The following is a 19,781-nucleotide window of genomic DNA, read 5'->3' as shown; positions in this document are numbered from 1 at the left end:
TATGGGAGGCTGTCGCTGCTGACCGACTGATGCAGCATACACTAAAAGGAGTGACTGACATGTTACGTTCAATGTACTCAGGTATTTCAGGAATGAGAAACTTCCAAACAAAATTAGATGTAATTGGAAATAATATTTCAAATGTGAATACTGCAGGTTTTAAGAAGGGGCGCACAACATTTTCTGATATGGTAAGTCAACAAATAGCGGGCGCAAGTGGACCTGTTGTAAATGGTAGAGGTGGAACAAACCCACGCCAAGTAGGATTAGGCTCTCAATTAGCTACCATTGATACGATTCATACACAAGGAAGTTTACAGAATACGAACCGATCGCTTGATTTAGGTATATCTGGTAATGGTTATTTTAGATTGAGCGACTCAGAAACTGGTGGTACAACGTATTATTCGAGAGCTGGTAATTTTTATCTGGATGAAGATGGTTATATTGTAAATGCCAATGGTCTCTATCTCTTAGATGATAGCGACCCGGGCTCGCGGATTCAAATTGCTCCTGATTCTCAAAGTTTTAGTATAGGTCAAGCTGGTGTTGTAAATGTGATTGATAGCGCTGGTCAGTTGACATCCCCAGGAACTATATCTCTTGCATATTTTAGTAACCCTGAAGGTTTGCAGAAAGAAGGGGATAATTTGTATCAGGTCACTGATAACTCAGGGGCAGCTCAAAGGACTACACCGACTAATGATGGTACCGGCGCACTAGTAGCCGGCACTCTTGAAATGTCTAACGTTGATTTATCTGAAGAATTCACAGAGATGATTGTTGCACAGCGCGGTTTCCAAGCGAATACTCGTATTATTACAACGTCTGATGAGATTCTACAGGAATTAGTAAATCTAAAACGTTAATTTTATAGCGGGATCACTTAGATGATCCACTAGGTAAAGGAGGTTTGAGGCTGGGGGTTAATTATTGTGTTTGACTAAGAATGCGAACGAAGCACTAATCTAGCGGTTGAAATATACGAAGACTCCTGTGGGGGCTAGAGCAGGGGTGAGATCCCGAGGTGCAATAGCACGAGGAAGCTCACCAGCTCCCCATGGAAAGCGAAGTATATTTCAAGAGCGGTATATATAAACCGCATCTATAATGTTCGTATTCCTATGAGTTAAAATACTTTTACCCCAGCCCATCCATAAAATGATTGAATTAATTCGATTAAATGGGCAGCCGTTCATCCTGAATGTCTTGTTAATAGAACAAATAGAAGCATTTCCAGATACAACAATTACGCTTGTCAGCGGGAAAAAAATTGTAGTTAAAAATGATATCAAAGAAGTCTACTCATTAATTAATCAAAGGTACAAAGAAATTGGTCTTATATCGATTTATAAAGGTTTGGAGGGCTCATGATTGTTTAAAAATAAGCTCATTAATATCATGCTTATCATTTTAATTGCCTTAACTTTAATTGGTGTGATTACGCTGGTCTTGTTTAATCATTTTACAAATCAGCCTGAAGCCAATGCTGAGCCTACGATTGATGAAATTATTGCCCAGTCCTATGTAACTGAAGAAATTACGACAAACTTATTATCAAATGATTTTGTACGTACTCAGTTCCATATTCACGTAGATAGCAAAAAAGCGTTGCAAGAAATTCAGAAGCGTGATTTTCAAGTGGAAAACATTATTCTTAGAACGTTATCTGGTAAAAAATCTCCGGATCTTGCCGGCTCTGCTGGGATCGAAGAGCTAGAAGCAGAAATAAAGGAACAAATTAATCAATTATTACAAGAGGGCTCGGTTGTTCAAGTGTATACCACAAGCTGGGTCATTCAATAATCAACTCCCGCCAATCTATTATAAAGGTCGATAGATTTGCGGGATGAAAGATTTATAAAGAAACGTTAGATAGCTGTTTTAAGGAATGGAGAGGTGAGGCTCTTGGCTGACATTTTATCGCAAGGTGAGATTGATGCTCTGTTATCGGCACTTTCTACTGGAGAAATGGATGCTGATGAACTCAAAAAAGAAGAGACGGAAAAGAAAGTTAAAGTGTACGATTTCAAACGAGCCCTGCGCTTTTCTAAAGATCAAGTTCGTAGTTTAACTCGTATTCATGAAAATTTTGCAAGGTTATTAACCACTTATTTTTCGGCTCAACTTAGGACGTTTGTTCAAATATCCGTGGCATCCGTTGATCAGCTGCCATATGAAGAATTTATCCGTTCGATCCCAAAAATGACCATCTTAAATGTATTTGAACCGTATCCGTTAGAAGGACGTTTATTGATGGAAGTGAACCCTAATGTAGCATATGCAATGCTGGACCGGTTATTAGGCGGGAAGGGCATCAGTATTAACAAAATAGAAAATTTAACTGAAATAGAAACGAGAATCATGTCACAACTGTTTCAACGTACATTAGACAGCTTCGAGGAAGCATGGAGCAGCGTGGTTGAAATGGATCCTGTGATGGAAGAAATCGAGGTTAATCCTCAATTTCTCCAAATGGTTTCACCAAATGAAACGGTTGTTGTCATTTCTCTATCTACAACGATTGCAGAAACATCAGGCATGATTAATATTTGTTTGCCACATGTTGTTCTTGAGGAAGTGCTCCCTAAGCTTTCTGTTCACTACTGGATGCAAGAGAAGAAGAAACAACATCAGCCAGGTGAAAAGGAAGCGATTGAAGCAAAAATTAAAAAGGCACCATTACTTATTCAATCAGAGCTTGGACGCTCGGAAATAACGATAAATGAATTTCTGCAATTAGGTGAAGGAGACGTCATTGAGTTAGATCAATTAATCAATGAGCCTCTTCTTGTAACCGTTGAAGGCGAGAAGAAATTCTATGCTCAGCCAGGAAAAATGAAAAATAAAATGGCCGTTCAAGTGACGGATGTAATTGAGGAGGCAGAAGATGATGAATGACGATATGCTGTCCCAAGATGAAATAAACGAACTGCTAAAAGGTATCGGTAATGATGATGATACAAAAGAAGAAACGAAAGAAGAAACGAAAGAAGAAATTGAAACATCCCCATCATCATCCACTTCGTTAAATGTAAATGATTATTTATCGGATATTGAACAAGATGCCTTAGGAGAGATCGGAAATATTTCTTTTGGCAGTGCTGCTACAGCGTTATCAACACTATTAAACCAAAAAGTAGAAATTACGACACCTACCCTTTCTTTAGTAGAAAGCAAAGAACTGCCGGCCGAGTTTCCACAGCCTCATGTAGCGGTTCATGTTGAGTATACTGAAGGCTTTGAAGGAATGAACCTGCTTGTCATAAAAACAGGCGATGCGGCCATCATTGCTGATTTAATGCTTGGAGGAGACGGCACAAATCCTGCTAGTGATCTTTCAGACATGCATGTGAGTGCAGTGCAAGAAGCAATGAACCAAATGATGGGCTCCGCTTCGACTTCAATGTCGACTGTATTTAATAAACGCGTAGATATTTCTCCGCCTGGCATTGATTTAATGGATTTAAAACATAATGTAGGCACATCGAATGTGCCAGAAGATCAAATTTTAGTAAAAATCTCATTCCGTTTAAAGATCGGAGAGTTAATTGATTCAAATATTATGCAGCTCGTTACGGTTACATTTGCTAAACGTTTAGTAGATGATTTAATGAATCCAGCTCCAATAGATGGAGATTTCCTAGGTGAAGAGGTTATTCCAGAAATGCCTGCTAATGAGCCACCTGCCGAAAAGTCTGAGGTTCATTCACGCCGAAGCGAAATGCCGCAAAATGATCGATCTCATCATGTGGATCAATCTTTCGAACAACCAATCCATGAAAGAACGAGAGAACAACAGCATATTGGCTCTGGCATGCACGGAGGCAGGGAAGTAGATGTGCAGCCCGCAGCTTTCTCTCATTTTGAACCACAGCCTCTGTCAAACCATGAATCTAAAAACTTGAGTATGCTGTTAGATATTCCTCTTCAAGTAACCGTTGAATTAGGTCGGACAAAGCGCTCAATTAAAGAGATTTTAGAGCTAGGTCAAGGATCCATTATTGAGTTAGATAAACTTGCTGGCGAACCGGTTGATATTTTAGTGAATCAAAAGCTTATCGCTAAAGGCGAAGTCGTTGTCATTGAAGAGAGTTTTGGTGTTCGGGTGACAGACATTGTCAGTCAGGAAGATCGTATTCGTAATTTAAAATAATTGTTGGAAATGAGGAGACCGAAATGGCACACAAAGTATTAATCGTTGATGATGCAGCGTTTATGCGCATGATGATTAAAGATATTCTTACCAAAAATGGATTTGATGTAGTGGGGGAAGCGAATGACGGTGCTCAAGCTGTCGAGAAGTATGAAGAGCTATCACCTGATCTTGTCACAATGGACATCACGATGCCTGAAATGGATGGGATTACATCATTAAAGGAAATCAAAAAAATTGATCCAAATGCAAAAGTAATCATGTGTTCTGCGATGGGTCAACAAGCAATGGTCATTGATGCGATCCAAGCGGGGGCCAAAGATTTTATTGTTAAACCTTTCCAAGCGGACCGCGTGCTAGAGGCAATAAAGAAAACACTTGGATAATTGGATTAGGAAAGTAAATGAGGTGTCACCTGGTATGTGCAAGAAGGTGTTAGCTTCTCTCCTAGCAGCTTCTTTAGTTGCATTTACGGCAGGAGAGGCAGAGGCAGAAAGTCAAACTGAAAATCGGTCGGTTCAAGAAGCCATTGAGGAAGCTCGTCAAGGAATGAATCAAGAAGAGCCTTCAACTGAATTTCCGGCCGAAGAGAATATCGAGCAAAATGACCAGCAAGATAGTGAATCCGGGCAAGAAAACGAAGCAAGTGAGATGAATAACGAGCAAGACGAAATGATTGGTTTGACAGATCAAAATCCATTTTTAATGTTCATACAAATGATTGCAGCTCTCGTCTTTGTTGTCTTCTTGATTTATATACTTCTGCGGTTTGTTAATAAACGAACCCAGTCATTTAGATCGACAAAAGTGCTGCACAATATTGGCGGTGTTCCTCTTGGCGGCAACCGCTCCGTTCAATTAGTAAAAGTAGGAGATCGTCTTCTTGTCGTAGGTGTAGGGGAATCCATTCAGTTATTGAAAGAACTTGATGACCCAAAAGAGGTTGAAACATTTGTTCAGATGCAAGAACAGCAATACGAGCAATTTGAGCAGCCTCTTACAAAAGCATTAAGCAAGGTCAATCGTTTGTGGAATAGAGAGTCGCACTCGCCACCAGCTGCAAATGATAATCAAGAAGCTTTTAAGGCCTTATTAGGTAAACAGTTAAAAGATGTTTCGAAGTCTCAAAAAGAGATTCATGATGTAGTTAGGGAGAGAGATAAATGATGGTTGACCAACTTATAATGCCTGCTATTACTCAAATCCCGGGACTAGATCTTGATTTCTTATCAGAGGATCCAGCGAACGTTGCTACGACCATTCAGCTGCTTATCGTGCTGACTGTCTTATCGCTTGCACCAGGCATTTTGATTCTAATGACCAGCTTTACAAGAATTGTGATTGTCCTTTCATTTGTCAGACAAGGCTTGGCTACTCAATCCATGCCGCCAAACCAAGTTCTGATTGGACTAGCTCTATTTTTAACGTTCTTCATTATGGCTCCAATATTTGCTGAGGTGAACGAACAAGCACTTACACCGTTTCTTGAAGGGGAACTTACTCAAGAGGAAGCCTTAGAGCAAGCAGCTGTGCCGATGAAAGAATTTATGGCTCAGCATACGAGGGAAAAAGACCTTGCCTTGTTTATGGGGTATGCTGGGATGGATCGTCCTGAGTCATTAGATGATATTCCGTTGACAGCCTTAATTCCTGCTTTCGCGATAAGTGAATTAAAAACGGCTTTTCAAATTGGATTTTTAATATTCGTTCCTTTTCTCGTAATCGATATGATTGTAGCGAGTGTATTAATGTCTATGGGGATGATGATGCTTCCTCCTGTTATGATTGCTCTACCGTTTAAAATTTTACTGTTTGTACTTGTAGATGGTTGGTATTTAATTGTTCAATCACTACTGCTTAGCTTCAGTTAGGATGTGTTCTTAATGAGTTCTGAATTTGTCATAAGCATGGCGGAAAATGGTGTCTGGACAGTACTGATTGTAGCTGGTCCGCTTTTAATCGTTGCATTGGGGTTAGGGCTTTTAGTTAGTATCTTTCAAGCAACCACCCAAATACAGGAACAGACATTAGCTTTCATACCGAAAATTGTCGGGGTCCTTGCATCACTTGTTATTTTCGGGCCGTGGATGCTTTCACAGGTAACAAACTTTGCTTACCAAATATTTAGCAATCTCCACCGGTTTATCGGATAATGGTTGAATTTATTAACCTTCTTCCGGCTTTTTTGTTAGTGTTTGTTCGAGTTCTTGCCTTCTTTTCGGTGCTGCCTATTTACGGCCACAGGTCCATTCCTACGACTCATAAAATAGGCCTAGCTCTTATGCTCAGCTGGATTATGATCTTTACATTAGATACACCAGAGGTTTTAATTGACGCTGTATTTTTCTTGCTTGTGATTAAAGAAATTTTAGTCGGGCTTAGTGTTGGGCTGATTGCGATGATTTTATTGTATGCCGTACAAGTAGCAGGCGGATTTATTGATTTTAATATGGGATTTATGATTGCTAACGTGGTCGACCCTCAAACAGGAGCACAGTCTCCCCTGATAGGTGGGTATCTATATACGTTTGCTCTATTATTCTTGCTTGCGGTAAATGGACATCATTTACTGTTAGATGGAATTTTTTACAGCTATCAGTTCGTGCCAATGGATCAAGTTTTTCTGCCGTTTGGACAAGAAAACATCGTCCATTATATCGCAACAACCTTCAATGCGATGTTTATCATTGCATTTCAGATGGCTTTTCCGATTGTCGGCTCTTTGTTTCTAGTTGATGTTGCACTTGGGATGGTGTCACGAGCTGTACCGCAAATGAACGTGTTCGTGGTGGGGATGCCGCTGAAAATTTTAGTCGGTTTGCCGCTTCTAATCGTTTATATGTCTGTATTTATTATGGTCGTACAAAAATTATTTGATCAAATGGTGCTCGCAATGCGAACGCTGCTGCAATTATTAGGAGGAGCATAATGGCTTTTCTACGGATGAATCTGCAATTTTTTGCAGATGAAAAAACAGAAAAAGCAACACCTAAAAAAAGGCAGGATTCAAGAAAAAAAGGACAGGTTGCTAAAAGTACAGATGTTAATACAGCTATTATTCTTCTTTTAGTCTTTTTATTTTTATGGTTTTTTGGAGGAGCCATCATAGGATCTACGTTGATGGATTTAATGAAGCATGTGTTTCAAACGTATCTATTAATGGATGTCACTCCAAGAAGTTTTGAAGCCATGTTTAAAGAAATTGTGATGGAAGCGGCCGTTGTGTTACTTCCAATTATGCTTGTGGCAATGGTTGCAGGAGTTGCGGCGAGCTACATTCAAGTCGGTCCATTATTTACCACTGATCCGCTTAAAATGAAGCTCAGTAAAATTGATCCCATCAAAGGATTTAAAAGAATCTTTTCTGTACGAGCTATTGTTGAATTGCTGAAATCCTTATTAAAAATAGCTTTTGCTGGTGTGGTCGTATTCGTTATTCTGTGGTTTAACTTAGAAGATGTCCTTCTGTTAAGTCAAAAAGCGGTTGCTGATGGATTTTATGTCATTGCTCAGCTGACCGCATTAATGGGTGTAGCTGTTGCTGTCTTGCTTTTGTTTTTATCGATCCCAGATTATCTCTATCAGAAATATGACCATGAAAAGCAAATTAAAATGTCCAAAAAGGATATTAAAGATGAGCACAAAAACATGGAAGGGGACCCGAGGATCAAATCAAAGCGTAAGCAAAAGCAAATGGAAATGGCGATGCAGAGAATGATGCAGGAAGTCCCTAATGCAGATGTCGTTATCACAAACCCGACTCATTATGCCATTGCTTTGAAATATGATGAGGAAAAAGCGGATGCTCCGATTATTGTTGCTAAAGGTGTAGATTATGTAGCCCAGAAAATTAAAGGAATCGCAAGTGAACATGACGTGGTGCTGGTTGAAAATAAGCCGCTTGCACGGGCCCTGTATGCCAACGCTGACATAGGAGAACAAGTGCCGGAGGATATGTTTAAAGCTGTAGCCGAGGTGCTTGCTTATGTATACCGTTTGAAAAACAAGCAAGTGAATTAAATTTGTATGAAAGTTAGGAGAGAAGTTTTGTGAGGCCAAGAGACTTATCGGTATTACTGGGCGTTATTTTAATTGTTGTTATGCTCATTATTCCATTACCACCAGGGATACTGGACTTTTTAATTATTATAAATATTTCTCTTGCGCTCATTATCATTTTAGTTGCAATGAGTACAAATGATTCACTGCAATTTTCGATTTTCCCGACCTTATTATTACTCGTCACTTTATTCCGGCTGGGACTAAATGTTTCTACGACGAGGTCTATTTTAGGTAATGCAGAAGCAGGAAATGTTATCGACACATTTGGTAACTATGTGGTAGGCGGTAACGCCCTTGTCGGGTTTGTAGTCTTTTTAATCTTAATTATTATTCAGTTTGTTGTTATTACCAAAGGGGCTGAACGTGTATCAGAGGTTGGAGCTAGATTCACCTTAGATGCGATGCCTGGTAAACAAATGAGTATTGATGCTGATTTAAATGCAGGAATGATTTCTGATGCCGAAGCGAAAGGCCGTCGTGAGCGTATTGAAAAAGAAGCTGATTTTTACGGGGCGATGGATGGTGCGAGTAAATTCGTAAAAGGTGATGCGATTGCAGGTATTGTAATTGTTATCATTAATATGATTTTTGGTCTTGTTATTGGGATGATGCAGATGGGAATGGATCTTGGAACTGCAGCAACGACGTATACCCTTCTAACAGTAGGTGACGGTCTTGTCAGTCAAATTCCAGCCCTGTTAATTTCTACAGCAACAGGTATTATTGTCACACGTGCCGCCTCAGATGGTAACTTGAGCCAAGATTTAACGAAACAATTATTTGCCTTTCCAAAAATGCTTTACGTAGCAGCAGGTACGATTTTCTTATTAGGGGTAGCAACACCGATTGATAAATTTGTAACGTTTACGGTGGCTGCACTGCTTGCCTTTGGGGCCTTTCAACTGTCTAGGATAGAGAAGGGCTCCGTTGAAGAGGAAGAAACAGAAGAAACGGAAGAAGAAAAAGATGATATGAAATCACCGGAAAGTGTGGTTTCACTTCTGCAGATTGATCCGATTGAATTCGAATTTGGCTACGGGTTAATTCCGCTTGCGGATGCAAATCAGGGCGGGGATTTGCTTGATCGAGTGGTCATGATCAGAAGGCAGATGGCACTAGAACTCGGTATGATCGTTCCGGTTATTCGGATTCGTGATAATATTCAGCTTCAGCCAAACGAGTACACGATTAAAATAAAGGGTAATGAAGTAGCAAAAGGTGACCTGCTGCTCGACCACTATATGGCGATGAGTCCTGGTGTAGAGGATGAATCAATTGTTGGTGTGGATACAGTCGAACCAGCATTTGGTCTGCCGGCTCTCTGGATTGGTGAAGAAATGAAAGAACAAGCGGAACTCTCAGGTTATACAGTAGTGGACCCGCCTTCTGTCGTTTCCACCCATTTAACAGAAGTGATCAAACGCCATGCCCATGAATTATTAGGTCGTCAAGAAACGAAACAGCTTGTGGAACATCTACAAGAAACGTATCCCGCTTTAGTGGAAGAAGTGACGCCAAATACATTATCTACTGGAGAAGTCCAAAAGGTGCTGACCAACTTATTGAAAGAAAACATTTCGATTCGTAATTTGCCGATTATTTTTGAAACATTGGCTGATTACGGGCAGATGACAAAAGATATGGATCTCCTTACAGAGTATGTAAGACAGTCTTTATCACGGCAGATTTCTAGGCAGTTTACAACTCCAGGGGAACCTCTCTATGTCATCACATTAAGTGGAAGTGTAGAAAAGAAAGTTGCTGATGGAGTTCAGCAGACCGAGCATGGAAATTTCTTGTCAATGGATCCTAATGTATCGCAGCAGATCTTAGAATCAGCTGCCGGCGAAGCTGACCGTCTTCAAGGAATGGGACAAGTGCCTGTCATTCTTTGTTCCCCTGCTGTCAGAATGTATGTGAGACAATTATTAGAACGCTATCTTCCGCATGTGCCGGTCCTTTCTTATAACGAATTAGAAGCAAATGTAGAAGTTCAAAGTGTTGGAGTGGTGAATGCAGAATGAAAATAAAAAAATATACAGCAGCCTCTATGCACGAAGCTATGAAACTAATTCGAGCAGAACTAGGTGATGAAGCGGTTATTTTAAGTTCAAAAGAAGTAGAGTCGGGCGGATTTCTAGGCTTCTTCACCAAGAAGAAACTTGAAGTCGTAGCAGCCATTGACCCAATGCCTGACCATAAGCCGGCAAAAAGAAATGAGGTAAGAAGAGCACCTGCTGCCTCCTCTGTACAAGTCGAGAGGAATATACAACCAGCCGAGAGAGCAGGACGTTCTGATGAAGATCTAGTCAGAGAAGTGAATGAATTAAAAAAGCTGATAAAAGAAATAAAGCCTGCACAACCGCTTTCTGAACAAGAATATCCTCTGCCCTTTCAAACAATAGAGAACCAACTAAAAGGGCAGGGGGTTTCACGCTCCATACGTGCTGAAATGTTAGGAACTCTCCTTAACGAATGGTATAAAAAGCCGGAACAAGATAGAGACCCGAAAGCTTTACTAAATCAAACCGCAGAATGGCTGAAAAAAGAGCTGTCCATATTACCTGTAGGCGGCCTTCGCTTTGAAAAGAAAATCATTAATATTGTAGGACCGACGGGGGTAGGCAAGACAACAACCATTGCAAAAATAGCCGCAGAATGTGTGCTAAAACAGCAAAAAAAGGTAGCTCTTATCACGACCGATACCTATCGAATTGCAGCGGTCGAACAGTTGAAAACATACGCCAAGATTTTGAATATCCCGATAGAAGTTGCTTATTCAATAGAAGATTTTAAAAAAGCGAAAGATTTATATAAGCATTTTGATGTGATTCTCGTTGATTCTGCAGGAAGAAATTTTAGAAATAAACTTTACGTCGAAGAGTTATCTAAAGTCATGGACTTTACTGAAGAGGCAGAAACTCTTCTTGTTTTAGCCTTAACTTCTAAATATGAAGACATGAAGCAGATCATTGCTCAATTTTCCCTGCTTCCTATTAAACAAGTTATTTTTACAAAGCAAGATGAAACCTCGTCATATGGTGCCTATATTAATGTCCCGCTAGAATTTGGCTTAGGTGCAGCTTATATTACCAATGGTCAAAATGTACCAGATGATATGAAAGAAGCAACGATCGAACAATTAATTGAACCCGTATTAAAGGAAGCTGAACATGAATGATCAAGCAGAAAGCTTACGACGCATTGTAAGTCATTCGGGCGGACCGGAAGCTAAAGTAGTCGCTGTAGTAAGTGGCAAAGGCGGCGTAGGGAAGTCGAATGTATGTCTTAATTTTGCTCTTAGTTTAATTAAACTTGATAAAAAAGTAGCTATTATTGATTTAGATATTGGAATGGGCAATCTTGATATCTTAATGGGAATGCAATCAAAACGAACGATTGTTGATCTGCTGAAGAGTGAATGGACGATTTGGGATATTATTGAGAAAGGTCCAGAGGATTTAGCTTACTTAGCAGGAGGTTCAGGTTTTTCTGAATTGATAGAGCTTAAAACGGAGGACATGGAACGCTTCCTGACTCAATTAAAAGCATTAGAGACGGAATATGACTATATATTTCTTGATATGGGGGCAGGTGTGACAAAGGAAGGCTTGAAGTTTATTCTTGCCGCTCATGAAGTGATGGTTGTGACAACACCTGAACCTACTGCGATGACCGATGCTTATGCCATGATTAAATACATCTATTTAGAAGATGAGACAAAAGAAATAATGGTGATTGTTAATCGGTGTGAAACAAGCCGAGAAGGAGAACAAACGGCAAGTAACTTTAAAAGAGTAACAAAAGAATTTCTAAGAAAAGAAATTAGTGTACTTGGAAGCCTGCCAGACGACCGCTCTGTCAGCCGAGCGGTCAAAGCACAAAAACCGTTCGTTCACTTCGATAAAAAATCGAATATATCAAAAGCTATGAGGGAAATGGTTTTACGTTATACAGGTACAAAAAGACCTAAACCCAGCTATTCTTTTAGTCAACTTATTAGAGGACTAAAACGAAAAATAGTTGATTAATGAAAATGAAGTTAATGAAAATGAAGTTAATGAAAATGAACAATAATGAATGAACAATAACGAAAGATAAACAACGAAATGAAAGAACGCAGGAAGATAGTCCATATGAAAGAGAGAGGTGATCATATGGTAGAGCAGATCAACGTTTTGGTAGTAGATGATTCTGCATTTATGAGAAAAGTAATCAGCGATATGTTGAATAAAGACCCCTATATACATGTTGTAGGTACAGCAAGGAATGGAAAAGAAGCCCTCACAAAACGTGTGTCTCTTGCTCCGGATGTCATTACCTTAGATGTAGAAATGCCTGTAATGGATGGGATATCGACACTTGAACAATTAATGAAGCAGGATCCTATTCCTGTGGTTATGATCAGCAGTTTAACAAAAGAAGGAGCTCTTCAAACGCTTCTTGCTATGGAGCTTGGTGCTGTAGATTTTGTTGCAAAAACCTCAGGAGCCATATCCCTAGATCTGCATGTGATTGAAAAAGAAATTGTGCAGAAAGTAAAGCTCGCGAGTCAAGCAAACCTTATTAATAACACAAGTAAGCGCCATATTCAGCAAATGCCCTCATACCGTCCTTTTGTGACTAAGCACTCAACAAGCAGCAGCAATAAAAGAATTATTGCTATTGGAACATCGACTGGCGGACCTAAGGCATTAAAGGAAGTATTAACAAACCTGCCCAAAGAAATTGATGCACCGATTGTCATTGTTCAGCATATGCCAAGCGGATTTACACAATCTTTAGCCCAACGTTTAGATACGCTCTCTCACATTGATGTGAAAGAGGCGGCTGGCGGGGATATCCTTCGAAATGGAACTGCCTATATTGCACCTGGTGGTTCGCATATGGAAATAATGAAAACGGGTCAAGCGTATTCTATTCATCTGAATAAAGGTGACATGAGAAGAGGGCATAGACCTTCAGTGGATGTCTTATTTGAATCACTAGCGAAGTTTCCTGACTTACAAAAAATTGCCGTTATTATGACAGGCATGGGTTCAGACGGCAAAGCAGGTTTAGAGAAGTTAAAAGAAAACGGCCTTTGTTTTTCTATTGCTGAATCGGTTCGTACATCGGTAGTATACGGGATGCCAAAAGCAGCAATCGAAGCACAGTTAGTTGATGAAATAAGTGATCTTGATAAGATAAGTGACCATATTATGCGTCATCTTAATCAATTTAAATGAAGGGGAGTTATCCATTGGGTGAATTGAGAGATCTAAATCAGCTTAAGCCATTTCATTTAGATGTGTTAAAAGAAATTGGGAATATTGGGGCTGGTCATGCAGCTGCTTCGCTTTCTACATTATTAAGACGCAAAATAGATATGAAGGTTCCTAATGTTCGAGTGGTTCCTCTGCAGGATTTACCTGATCAAGTTGGGGGAGCAGAGGCGGAGGTAGCTGCTATTTTTTTGCGGATTGAAGGCGATGCGCCAGGCAGCATGTTTTTTTTATCAGAGATCGACCAAGCCGAGCGCTTAATTCGATCACTTATTGAAGACGAGGATTTTCAATTAAAGCAGCCTCCGTTTGATCAAATTGGACTATCTGCTTTACAAGAAGTAGGAAATATCCTCTCAGGCTCTTATCTTTCATCGTTAGCAGACTTTACTAAACTTAATCTTCAGCCTACGGTACCTGGTTTGAGTATAGATATGGTCGGAGCAGTATTAAATTATGGTCTGATGTCAATCTCTGAAGTGAGTGACCATGCGCTTGTTATCGATACTCATATAAAAGAAGCAGACAATAAGAGTGAAGAAACGTCAGGTCATTTCTTTCTATTGCCAGATCCTGACTCATTTCAGGTGATTTTTAAAGCTTTAGGGGTGGACGTTGATGAGTGAGGTAATCAAAGTGGGGATGGCAGATTTAAAGCTTGCCGCACCGCCCAATACAATACGCACCTCTGGATTAGGGTCTTGTGTAGGTGTGGTCATCTATGATGAAATGACAAACATTTCAGGCATGGCCCATGTGATGCTCCCTGATTCAAGTCAATCAAAACAAGTAACATTAAATACAGCGAAATATGCAGATACAGCGATTAAAGAATTGTTTAACAAAATGATCGCTGAAGGGGCACGATCTTACTCCCTTAAAGCCAAGATGGCGGGCGGTGCACAGATGTTTACCTTCCAAAGCGGCAGTGATGTGATGAGAATCGGACCAAGAAATGTAGAAGCAGTTAAGCTTGCATTAAAACAATTGAGGATCCCAGTATTGGCGAGTGATGTCGGGGGAAAAAGCGGTAGAACAATTGAGTTTGATCCTGTGACAAAAAAGTTACATATAAGAACCGTTAATCAGGGGACCGTGGCCATTTAGAACACATTTAACGAAGTGAGTTTGATTGGGATGAATGGAATGTAGTGATAGGAGGGACAAATGATGGCACGTGTATCTACTAATGAAAATCAGAAAATTTGGGATAAGTGGTTAACAAGCCGAGACTTAGATGCTTGTGATGAATTAATTCGTTTATACATGCCGATTGTGAACTATCATGTACAACGAATCTCTGTAGGCCTTCCTAAAAATGTCTCAAAAGACGATCTTACGAGCCATGGAATGTTAGGTTTATATGATGCGCTAGAAAAGTTCAATCCCAATCGAGATCTCAAATTTGATACATACGCATCGTTTCGTGTGCGTGGTGCGATTATAGATGGTTTGCGTAAAGAGGATTGGCTTCCGAGGTCGATGCGTGAAAAAATTAAACGGGTAGAAGCATGTATCCAGCAATTAGAACAAGAGTTTGGAAGAAATGTGAGTGCAAAAGAAGTTGGAGTTAAGTTAGACATGCCTGAAGAAGAAGTCTATCAAATCATGAATGAACACTATTTATCTAATTTATTATCAATCGATGAACGAACAAATGATTCCGACCGAAGCGATTCAAATAACAGTGCCTCTTATTCTGCAACGCTTATTGACAAACAAACAAAAACACCTGAAGAAAGCCTGATGTTTGAAGCGGTGAAAGAGGAATTAATAAAAGGGATCAATCGCCTATCTGAAAATGAAAAGCTGGTTATTAGTCTATTCTATTTTGACGAGCTAACGTTAACTGAAATAGGCCATATTTTAAATTTATCGACATCAAGAATTTCGCAAATTCATTCAAAGGCACTTTTCAGGATGAATCAGCTCATCAACAAATAATCCTTACATGAAATCACTCGTTATTGGGGGCGGGTCAATGTTAGAAATGGATGATTATTTTAAAATAGACGTCTCAACCGATAAAATGCAGGCGCACTTGATTCAAATAAAAGAAAGAAACGAAGAGGATCAACTCACTAGAGACGAGTTAGAGGAATGGTTAAAAGAATACGGTGTTACCCATGGTCTGATTGAAGAATCCCTCTTATTACTTATAAGTGGTGAAACGGTAACATCCCCTCTAAAGGTTGCATCAGGGCGTCCGGCTGTTAATGGAAATCATGCCTATTTAAAAGCACTTTTCCATTCACATGAGACCACAAATGATGATGGCTTAGGGCCAGTCAACCTGCGTGATGTTATCGATATCGAGTCAGTGACATCAGGAGAGAAGATCGCTTGTAAAATAGCAGCAACAGACGGGGTCAATGGAGTGAACATTTTTGGTGAAGAGCTAAAAGCAGTTCCTGGCAGAGACTTTGTTTTACGTAAGGGTAAAAATACTCGTGTGGATGAGACAGGACAAGCGGTCTATTCTTTAATAAATGGTCAAGTCAGTATGAGCGAGAAGCAAGTTCACGTGTATCCTATATTTGAAGTCAAAGGTGATGTCGACATGAAAGTTGGAAACATCACCTTTGTTGGTAACGTCATCATAAATGGAAATGTACCAACTGGGTTTAGTGTACAAGCTGATGGAGATATAAGAGTAAGAGGAACAGTAGAGGGAGCACGCCTCCTTGCAGGCGGCTCGATCTATGTAGGAGCAGGGATTGTCGGACAGCATAAAAGTTTTCTTAAAGCTGGGCAGGATATACAAACTACCTTTATCAATCAAGGGGAAGTAGAAGCTGATGGAACGATAGAAGTCACTCAAGCCATTTTGCACAGCTCAAGTATTGCCGGCAGGTCCATTATCTGTACAAAGGGAAAAGGAAATATTGTCGGAGGAACGGTATCTGCAGGAGAAGAGATCCGGGCTAAAACGATAGGCAATGCGATGCAGACAAAAACCTTGCTGTATATAGGAATGAATGCACGCCTTATGAATAAGCAGAAAGCAGCTGAGAGTAATCAAAAAAAGGCCCAGGACGAGTTGGTGAAACTAGGCAAACTGCTAAAAGTGTATATGGACAAACATAAAACCAAGGCTCTTACCGGAAAAGAGAAGATCTTAATGCTTAGAGTTCAGCATTCCTTTAGAGCTGCTAAAGAATTATTAGATCAATCAACTGACGAGCTTGAATCTTATGGAGTTTCAGAAGAAAGGCAGCGGCATGGAGCCGTATATGTGCAGCAGACAATCTATCCGAATGTCGATATTCATTTTGGCAAGTACCGCAGAAAGCTTGTAGCTCCTCATCAGTATGCTAGAATTTCTTTAATAGATCGTGAGATTACGATTGCAAGTCTTTAAGGAGATGACGACATGAGTATAAAGCCTATTGAAGTACAAGGTTCCTTTCCGCAATCTCAAAAGACAGGCAAACTTCAAGAACAAATGCAGCAAAGAGGCCAAGTTTCTCAGGAAATTATCGGACAACAGCTAGAAGCGGAAGATCGTTTAAAGCGTAAGCAAGTCACGAAAACACAAGAGTCAGAGAAAAGTAAACTTCAAAAAGAACGAGATCAAAGCAATAAAGATAGGAAAAAAAAGAATAATGAAAATGATTCAAATCAAAAAGGCGCAAACAACAAAAATGATGAGGTTGAGCTAAATAATTCTCATCCTTATAAAGGGAAATTTATTGATTTTTCGGGTTGACCATTCTGTCGTTCATGCTGTTTTGTCTTCATGTAAATGAAAGGAAAGGTTCTAGATGGTATATATATTAACGATCAGCTTGCTGCTGCACGGCTTAACGATCCTGTGGATGATGACATTAGCCAAAAAAATAAGCGTTGGGCCACCTTCTGGTCATACTGAAAATGAAAAAGTAAAAAGGGAAATAGAGGATTTACTTTTTGCCTACACATCTGAGATGAAAGAAGAGAATGAACGGCTGCTGTATGAAATAAAGCAGTTAAAAGAGGTGCCTTCTCCTCGTGAAAACAAAAGCAAAGGAGAAAATAACGAGCAAGGTCAGTCAACCTCTCTTCAGCAAGATAAAAGGGATGGGAAAACATTTAAAAGCCGGGATGATCATCCTCAAATTAAGAAGCCTGTAAATATTGAGCAGGAAAAAGATCCGTTCCTAGACGAAAAATACAATGACTATCTTCCACCTTCACCTTCATGTAATGAAGAATCAGCAGCGATTTTTGAGCAGTCTGACACGGCAAATGTATTGATGCTGTCAAAAAGAGGGCTAAATGCCGAACAAATTGCCAAACAACTTCAATTAGGCAAAGGGGAAGTAGAACTTATTTTGAAATTTTATCGCTAAAAGAAGTTGGAATAACTTGCAACAAGGCATTGGATGTGGTATATTAATCCACGGTGTTAATCACACACGCCTCTAATTTAAGCGTTGGTGCTGCATTTGCAGTCTCGCTTAAAGATGATGAGAGCGGAGGACAAAAAAACCATTTATTGAAGGAGGTGTTTGATGTGGCAGTAATCTCCATGAAACAATTACTAGAAGCTGGGGTACACTTCGGTCACCAGACTCGTCGCTGGAACCCAAAAATGGATCGCTACATCTTCACAGAACGTAACGGAATTTATATCATTGATCTTCAAAAGACAGTGAAAAAAGTTGAGCAAGCGTACAACTTTGTACGTGACTTAGCAGCTGACGGAGGAAAAATCCTTTTCGTTGGTACTAAAAAACAAGCTCAAGATTCAGTAAAAGAAGAAGCTGAGCGTTGTGGCATGTACTACATCAACCAACGTTGGTTAGGTGGTACTCTTACTAACTTTGAAACAATCCAAAAACGTATTACTCGTCTTAAGAATCTAGAGAAGATGCAAGAAGACGGCACGTTTGATGTTCTTCCTAAGAAAGAAGTAATTCTTCTTAAGAAAGAAATGGATCGTCTTGAAAAGTTCTTAGGCGGTATTAAAGACATGCAAGGAATTCCAGATGCACTATTCGTTATCGACCCACGTAAAGAGCGCATTGCAATTGCGGAAGCTCACAAGCTGAACATTCCAATTGTTGCGATTGTAGATACGAACTGTGATCCAGATGAAATTGACTATGTAATCCCTGGTAACGATGATGCAATTCGTGCAGTAAAACTTCTTACTGGTAAAATGGCGGATGCAGTGATCGAAGCTACTTCAGGTGAGGAAGAAGAAGTAGTTGCTGAAGAAACAACTACTGCTTAATTTCATTTGATCAAAAAGGGTGGTGAAGGGGATGACCCTTTGCCACTTTTTTTACGAAATAAGAACATGACATACATAAGGACAAGCTTTGATGTTTGTTCTCTTGGCATGTGTGACATACTGACAATTTAAGGAGGCGTTTTGACATGGCAGTAACAGCAGCAATGGTAAAAGAATTACGTGAAAAAACAGGCGCAGGTATGATGGATTGTAAGAAAGCTTTAACAGAAGTAGATGGGGATATGGAAAAAGCAATTGACCTACTTCGTGAAAAAGGTATTGCAAAAGCTGCTAAAAAAGCAGATCGTGTAGCTGCAGAAGGTCTTACAGTAGTTAAAGCTGAAGGAAATAAAGCAGTAATTGTTGAAGTTAACTCTGAGACAGATTTCGTTGCTAAAAACGAAAACTTCCAAAAGTTAGTTCAAGAATTAGCTGAGCACGTATTAACTCAAACTCCGGCTTCTGTTGAAGAAGCAATGGGTCAACCTTTTAAAGGTGAAGGCCAAACTGTACAAGAGTACATCAATGCGTCAATCGCTAAAATTGGTGAGAAGATCTCTCTTCGCCGCTTTGAGTTAGTTGAGAAAACAGATGCTGACGTATTTGGTGAGTACCTGCACATGGGAGGTCGTATCGGAGTTCTTTCTGTAGTAGGAGACTCAACTGATGCTGATCTTGCAAAAGATATCTCTATGCACGTAGCTGCTATCAACCCTACGTACGTTTCTCGTGATGAAGTATCACAAGAAGAAGTTAACCGTGAGCGTGAAGTATTAAAGCAGCAAGCATTAAACGAAGGTAAGCCAGAGAACATTGTAGAAAAAATGGTTGAAGGCCGCCTAAGCAAATACTTCGAGCAAGTTTGTTTACTTGATCAGCCTTTCGTTAAAGATGGCGATCAAAAAGTAGGTAAATATGTACAAAACAAAAACGCTTCTGTTAAATCATTCATCCGTTATGAAGTTGGAGAAGGTATGGAGAAGCGTGAAGATAACTTCGCTGAAGAAGTTATGTCACAAGTTAAAAAGTAATCCAGCTAAGAGGGGGCACACTGTGTCCCTTTTTTCAAGAGGTTGTAAGT

At 39.9% G+C, this 19,781-nt stretch carries 23 protein-coding genes; all 23 read left to right on the top strand.

Annotated features, from left to right (window positions below; all coding sequences use genetic code 11):
- The first annotated feature begins 59 nt into the window (after positions 1–59).
- The 23 genes from flgG to tsf all read left to right on the top strand — a co-directional run bounded on the left by flgG (position 60) and on the right by tsf (position 19,731).
- Entirely contained in the window at positions 60–869 is an 810-nt protein-coding gene (gene flgG / locus BPOF4_RS11680) for a flagellar basal body rod protein FlgG (RefSeq protein WP_041822469.1), read from the top strand.
- Positions 870–1,161: 292 nt separating this feature from the next.
- Entirely contained in the window at positions 1,162–1,374 is a 213-nt protein-coding gene (locus BPOF4_RS11675; RefSeq protein WP_041822467.1) for a flagellar FlbD family protein, read from the top strand.
- The gene (gene fliL / locus BPOF4_RS11670) at positions 1,375–1,806 is read left to right on the top strand and encodes a flagellar basal body-associated protein FliL (RefSeq protein WP_012959380.1); all 432 of its coding nucleotides are present in this window, start codon (positions 1,375–1,377) and stop codon (positions 1,804–1,806) included.
- Positions 1,807–1,908: 102 nt separating this feature from the next.
- On the top strand, positions 1,909–2,901 hold the full coding sequence (gene fliM, locus BPOF4_RS11665) for a flagellar motor switch protein FliM (RefSeq protein ID WP_012959379.1): 993 nt from the start codon (positions 1,909–1,911) through the stop codon (positions 2,899–2,901).
- Positions 2,891–4,156: a flagellar motor switch phosphatase FliY gene (gene fliY / locus BPOF4_RS11660; RefSeq protein WP_041822465.1), complete on the top strand. Its 1,266-nt coding sequence runs from the start codon at positions 2,891–2,893 to the stop codon at positions 4,154–4,156. The genes fliM and fliY overlap by 11 nt, the downstream gene beginning before the upstream one ends.
- 23 nt (positions 4,157–4,179) lie before the next feature.
- Entirely contained in the window at positions 4,180–4,542 is a 363-nt protein-coding gene (locus BPOF4_RS11655; protein ID WP_012959377.1) for a response regulator, read from the top strand.
- A gap of 34 nt (positions 4,543–4,576) precedes the next feature.
- Complete coding sequence (locus BPOF4_RS21230) at positions 4,577–5,323, top strand: flagellar biosynthetic protein FliO (RefSeq protein ID WP_012959376.1); 747 nt, start codon at positions 4,577–4,579, stop codon at positions 5,321–5,323.
- Complete coding sequence (gene fliP, locus BPOF4_RS11645; protein ID WP_012959375.1) at positions 5,323–6,027, top strand: flagellar type III secretion system pore protein FliP; 705 nt, start codon at positions 5,323–5,325, stop codon at positions 6,025–6,027. Before BPOF4_RS21230 ends, fliP begins: the two co-directional genes overlap by 1 nt.
- Before the next feature lie 12 nt (positions 6,028–6,039).
- Entirely contained in the window at positions 6,040–6,309 is a 270-nt protein-coding gene (gene fliQ / locus BPOF4_RS11640) for a flagellar biosynthesis protein FliQ (RefSeq protein ID WP_012959374.1), read from the top strand.
- Positions 6,309–7,085, top strand: a complete 777-nt coding sequence (gene fliR, locus BPOF4_RS11635) for a flagellar biosynthetic protein FliR (protein WP_012959373.1) — start codon at positions 6,309–6,311, stop codon at positions 7,083–7,085. Before fliQ ends, fliR begins: the two co-directional genes overlap by 1 nt.
- Positions 7,085–8,176, top strand: a complete 1,092-nt coding sequence (gene flhB / locus BPOF4_RS11630; protein ID WP_012959372.1) for a flagellar biosynthesis protein FlhB — start codon at positions 7,085–7,087, stop codon at positions 8,174–8,176. Before fliR ends, flhB begins: the two co-directional genes overlap by 1 nt.
- Before the next feature lie 29 nt (positions 8,177–8,205).
- A complete protein-coding gene (gene flhA / locus BPOF4_RS11625; RefSeq protein ID WP_012959371.1) occupies positions 8,206–10,242 on the top strand; it encodes a flagellar biosynthesis protein FlhA in 2,037 nt (678 codons plus the stop codon).
- The gene (flhF, locus tag BPOF4_RS11620) at positions 10,239–11,399 is read left to right on the top strand and encodes a flagellar biosynthesis GTPase FlhF (protein WP_012959370.1); all 1,161 of its coding nucleotides are present in this window, start codon (positions 10,239–10,241) and stop codon (positions 11,397–11,399) included. Before flhA ends, flhF begins: the two co-directional genes overlap by 4 nt.
- A complete protein-coding gene (locus BPOF4_RS11615; protein ID WP_012959369.1) occupies positions 11,392–12,249 on the top strand; it encodes a MinD/ParA family protein in 858 nt (285 codons plus the stop codon). The genes flhF and BPOF4_RS11615 overlap by 8 nt, the downstream gene beginning before the upstream one ends.
- A gap of 105 nt (positions 12,250–12,354) precedes the next feature.
- Positions 12,355–13,446: a protein-glutamate methylesterase/protein-glutamine glutaminase gene (locus tag BPOF4_RS11610; RefSeq protein ID WP_012959368.1), complete on the top strand. Its 1,092-nt coding sequence runs from the start codon at positions 12,355–12,357 to the stop codon at positions 13,444–13,446.
- 23 nt (positions 13,447–13,469) lie between these two features.
- Positions 13,470–14,108: a chemotaxis protein CheC gene (locus BPOF4_RS11605; protein ID WP_041822889.1), complete on the top strand. Its 639-nt coding sequence runs from the start codon at positions 13,470–13,472 to the stop codon at positions 14,106–14,108.
- Positions 14,101–14,589, top strand: coding sequence for a chemotaxis protein CheD (locus BPOF4_RS11600; protein ID WP_012959366.1), 489 nt, complete (start codon positions 14,101–14,103; stop codon positions 14,587–14,589). The genes BPOF4_RS11605 and BPOF4_RS11600 overlap by 8 nt, the downstream gene beginning before the upstream one ends.
- Before the next feature lie 63 nt (positions 14,590–14,652).
- Positions 14,653–15,426 carry a FliA/WhiG family RNA polymerase sigma factor gene (locus tag BPOF4_RS11595; protein WP_012959365.1) on the top strand — a complete coding sequence of 258 codons (774 nt, stop codon included), beginning with the start codon at positions 14,653–14,655 and terminating at the stop codon, positions 15,424–15,426.
- Between the two features lie 37 nt (positions 15,427–15,463).
- Complete coding sequence (locus tag BPOF4_RS11590; protein ID WP_012959364.1) at positions 15,464–16,843, top strand: DUF342 domain-containing protein; 1,380 nt, start codon at positions 15,464–15,466, stop codon at positions 16,841–16,843.
- Positions 16,844–16,855: 12 nt separating this feature from the next.
- Complete coding sequence (locus BPOF4_RS11585; RefSeq protein WP_012959363.1) at positions 16,856–17,191, top strand: hypothetical protein; 336 nt, start codon at positions 16,856–16,858, stop codon at positions 17,189–17,191.
- Positions 17,192–17,246: 55 nt separating this feature from the next.
- Positions 17,247–17,813 (top strand): DUF6115 domain-containing protein, encoded by a 567-nt coding sequence (locus BPOF4_RS11580; protein WP_012959362.1) that lies wholly within the window; start codon positions 17,247–17,249, stop codon positions 17,811–17,813.
- A gap of 164 nt (positions 17,814–17,977) precedes the next feature.
- Complete coding sequence (gene rpsB / locus BPOF4_RS11575; RefSeq protein ID WP_031311530.1) at positions 17,978–18,700, top strand: 30S ribosomal protein S2; 723 nt, start codon at positions 17,978–17,980, stop codon at positions 18,698–18,700.
- A gap of 146 nt (positions 18,701–18,846) precedes the next feature.
- Entirely contained in the window at positions 18,847–19,731 is an 885-nt protein-coding gene (tsf, locus tag BPOF4_RS11570; RefSeq protein WP_012959360.1) for a translation elongation factor Ts, read from the top strand.
- Positions 19,732–19,781 lie beyond the last annotated feature (50 nt).

It is taken from the genome of Alkalihalophilus pseudofirmus OF4, from assembly GCF_000005825.2.
In the GTDB taxonomy this organism is placed as follows: domain Bacteria; phylum Bacillota; class Bacilli; order Bacillales; family Bacillaceae_D; genus Alkalihalophilus; species Alkalihalophilus pseudofirmus.
Note: the sequence above shows the minus strand (reverse complement) of the source record. Positions and strands in the feature narration are given on the sequence as shown.

Coding starts and splice junctions, on each gene's coding strand:
- fliY (WP_041822465.1), top strand. CDS start 2,891: ATGATGAATGACGATATGCTGTCCCAAGATGAAATAAACGAACTGCTA.
- flgG (WP_041822469.1), top strand. CDS start 60: ATGTTACGTTCAATGTACTCAGGTATTTCAGGAATGAGAAACTTCCAA.
- BPOF4_RS11580 (WP_012959362.1), top strand. CDS start 17,247: ATGGTATATATATTAACGATCAGCTTGCTGCTGCACGGCTTAACGATC.
- flhF (WP_012959370.1), top strand. CDS start 10,239: ATGAAAATAAAAAAATATACAGCAGCCTCTATGCACGAAGCTATGAAA.
- BPOF4_RS11675 (WP_041822467.1), top strand. CDS start 1,162: ATGATTGAATTAATTCGATTAAATGGGCAGCCGTTCATCCTGAATGTC.
- BPOF4_RS21230 (WP_012959376.1), top strand. CDS start 4,577: ATGTGCAAGAAGGTGTTAGCTTCTCTCCTAGCAGCTTCTTTAGTTGCA.
- fliQ (WP_012959374.1), top strand. CDS start 6,040: ATGAGTTCTGAATTTGTCATAAGCATGGCGGAAAATGGTGTCTGGACA.
- BPOF4_RS11600 (WP_012959366.1), top strand. CDS start 14,101: ATGAGTGAGGTAATCAAAGTGGGGATGGCAGATTTAAAGCTTGCCGCA.
- BPOF4_RS11585 (WP_012959363.1), top strand. CDS start 16,856: ATGAGTATAAAGCCTATTGAAGTACAAGGTTCCTTTCCGCAATCTCAA.
- fliP (WP_012959375.1), top strand. CDS start 5,323: ATGGTTGACCAACTTATAATGCCTGCTATTACTCAAATCCCGGGACTA.
- flhB (WP_012959372.1), top strand. CDS start 7,085: ATGGCTTTTCTACGGATGAATCTGCAATTTTTTGCAGATGAAAAAACA.
- BPOF4_RS11590 (WP_012959364.1), top strand. CDS start 15,464: ATGTTAGAAATGGATGATTATTTTAAAATAGACGTCTCAACCGATAAA.
- fliR (WP_012959373.1), top strand. CDS start 6,309: ATGGTTGAATTTATTAACCTTCTTCCGGCTTTTTTGTTAGTGTTTGTT.
- BPOF4_RS11615 (WP_012959369.1), top strand. CDS start 11,392: ATGAATGATCAAGCAGAAAGCTTACGACGCATTGTAAGTCATTCGGGC.
- BPOF4_RS11655 (WP_012959377.1), top strand. CDS start 4,180: ATGGCACACAAAGTATTAATCGTTGATGATGCAGCGTTTATGCGCATG.
- BPOF4_RS11610 (WP_012959368.1), top strand. CDS start 12,355: ATGAAAGAGAGAGGTGATCATATGGTAGAGCAGATCAACGTTTTGGTA.
- tsf (WP_012959360.1), top strand. CDS start 18,847: ATGGCAGTAACAGCAGCAATGGTAAAAGAATTACGTGAAAAAACAGGC.
- BPOF4_RS11595 (WP_012959365.1), top strand. CDS start 14,653: ATGGCACGTGTATCTACTAATGAAAATCAGAAAATTTGGGATAAGTGG.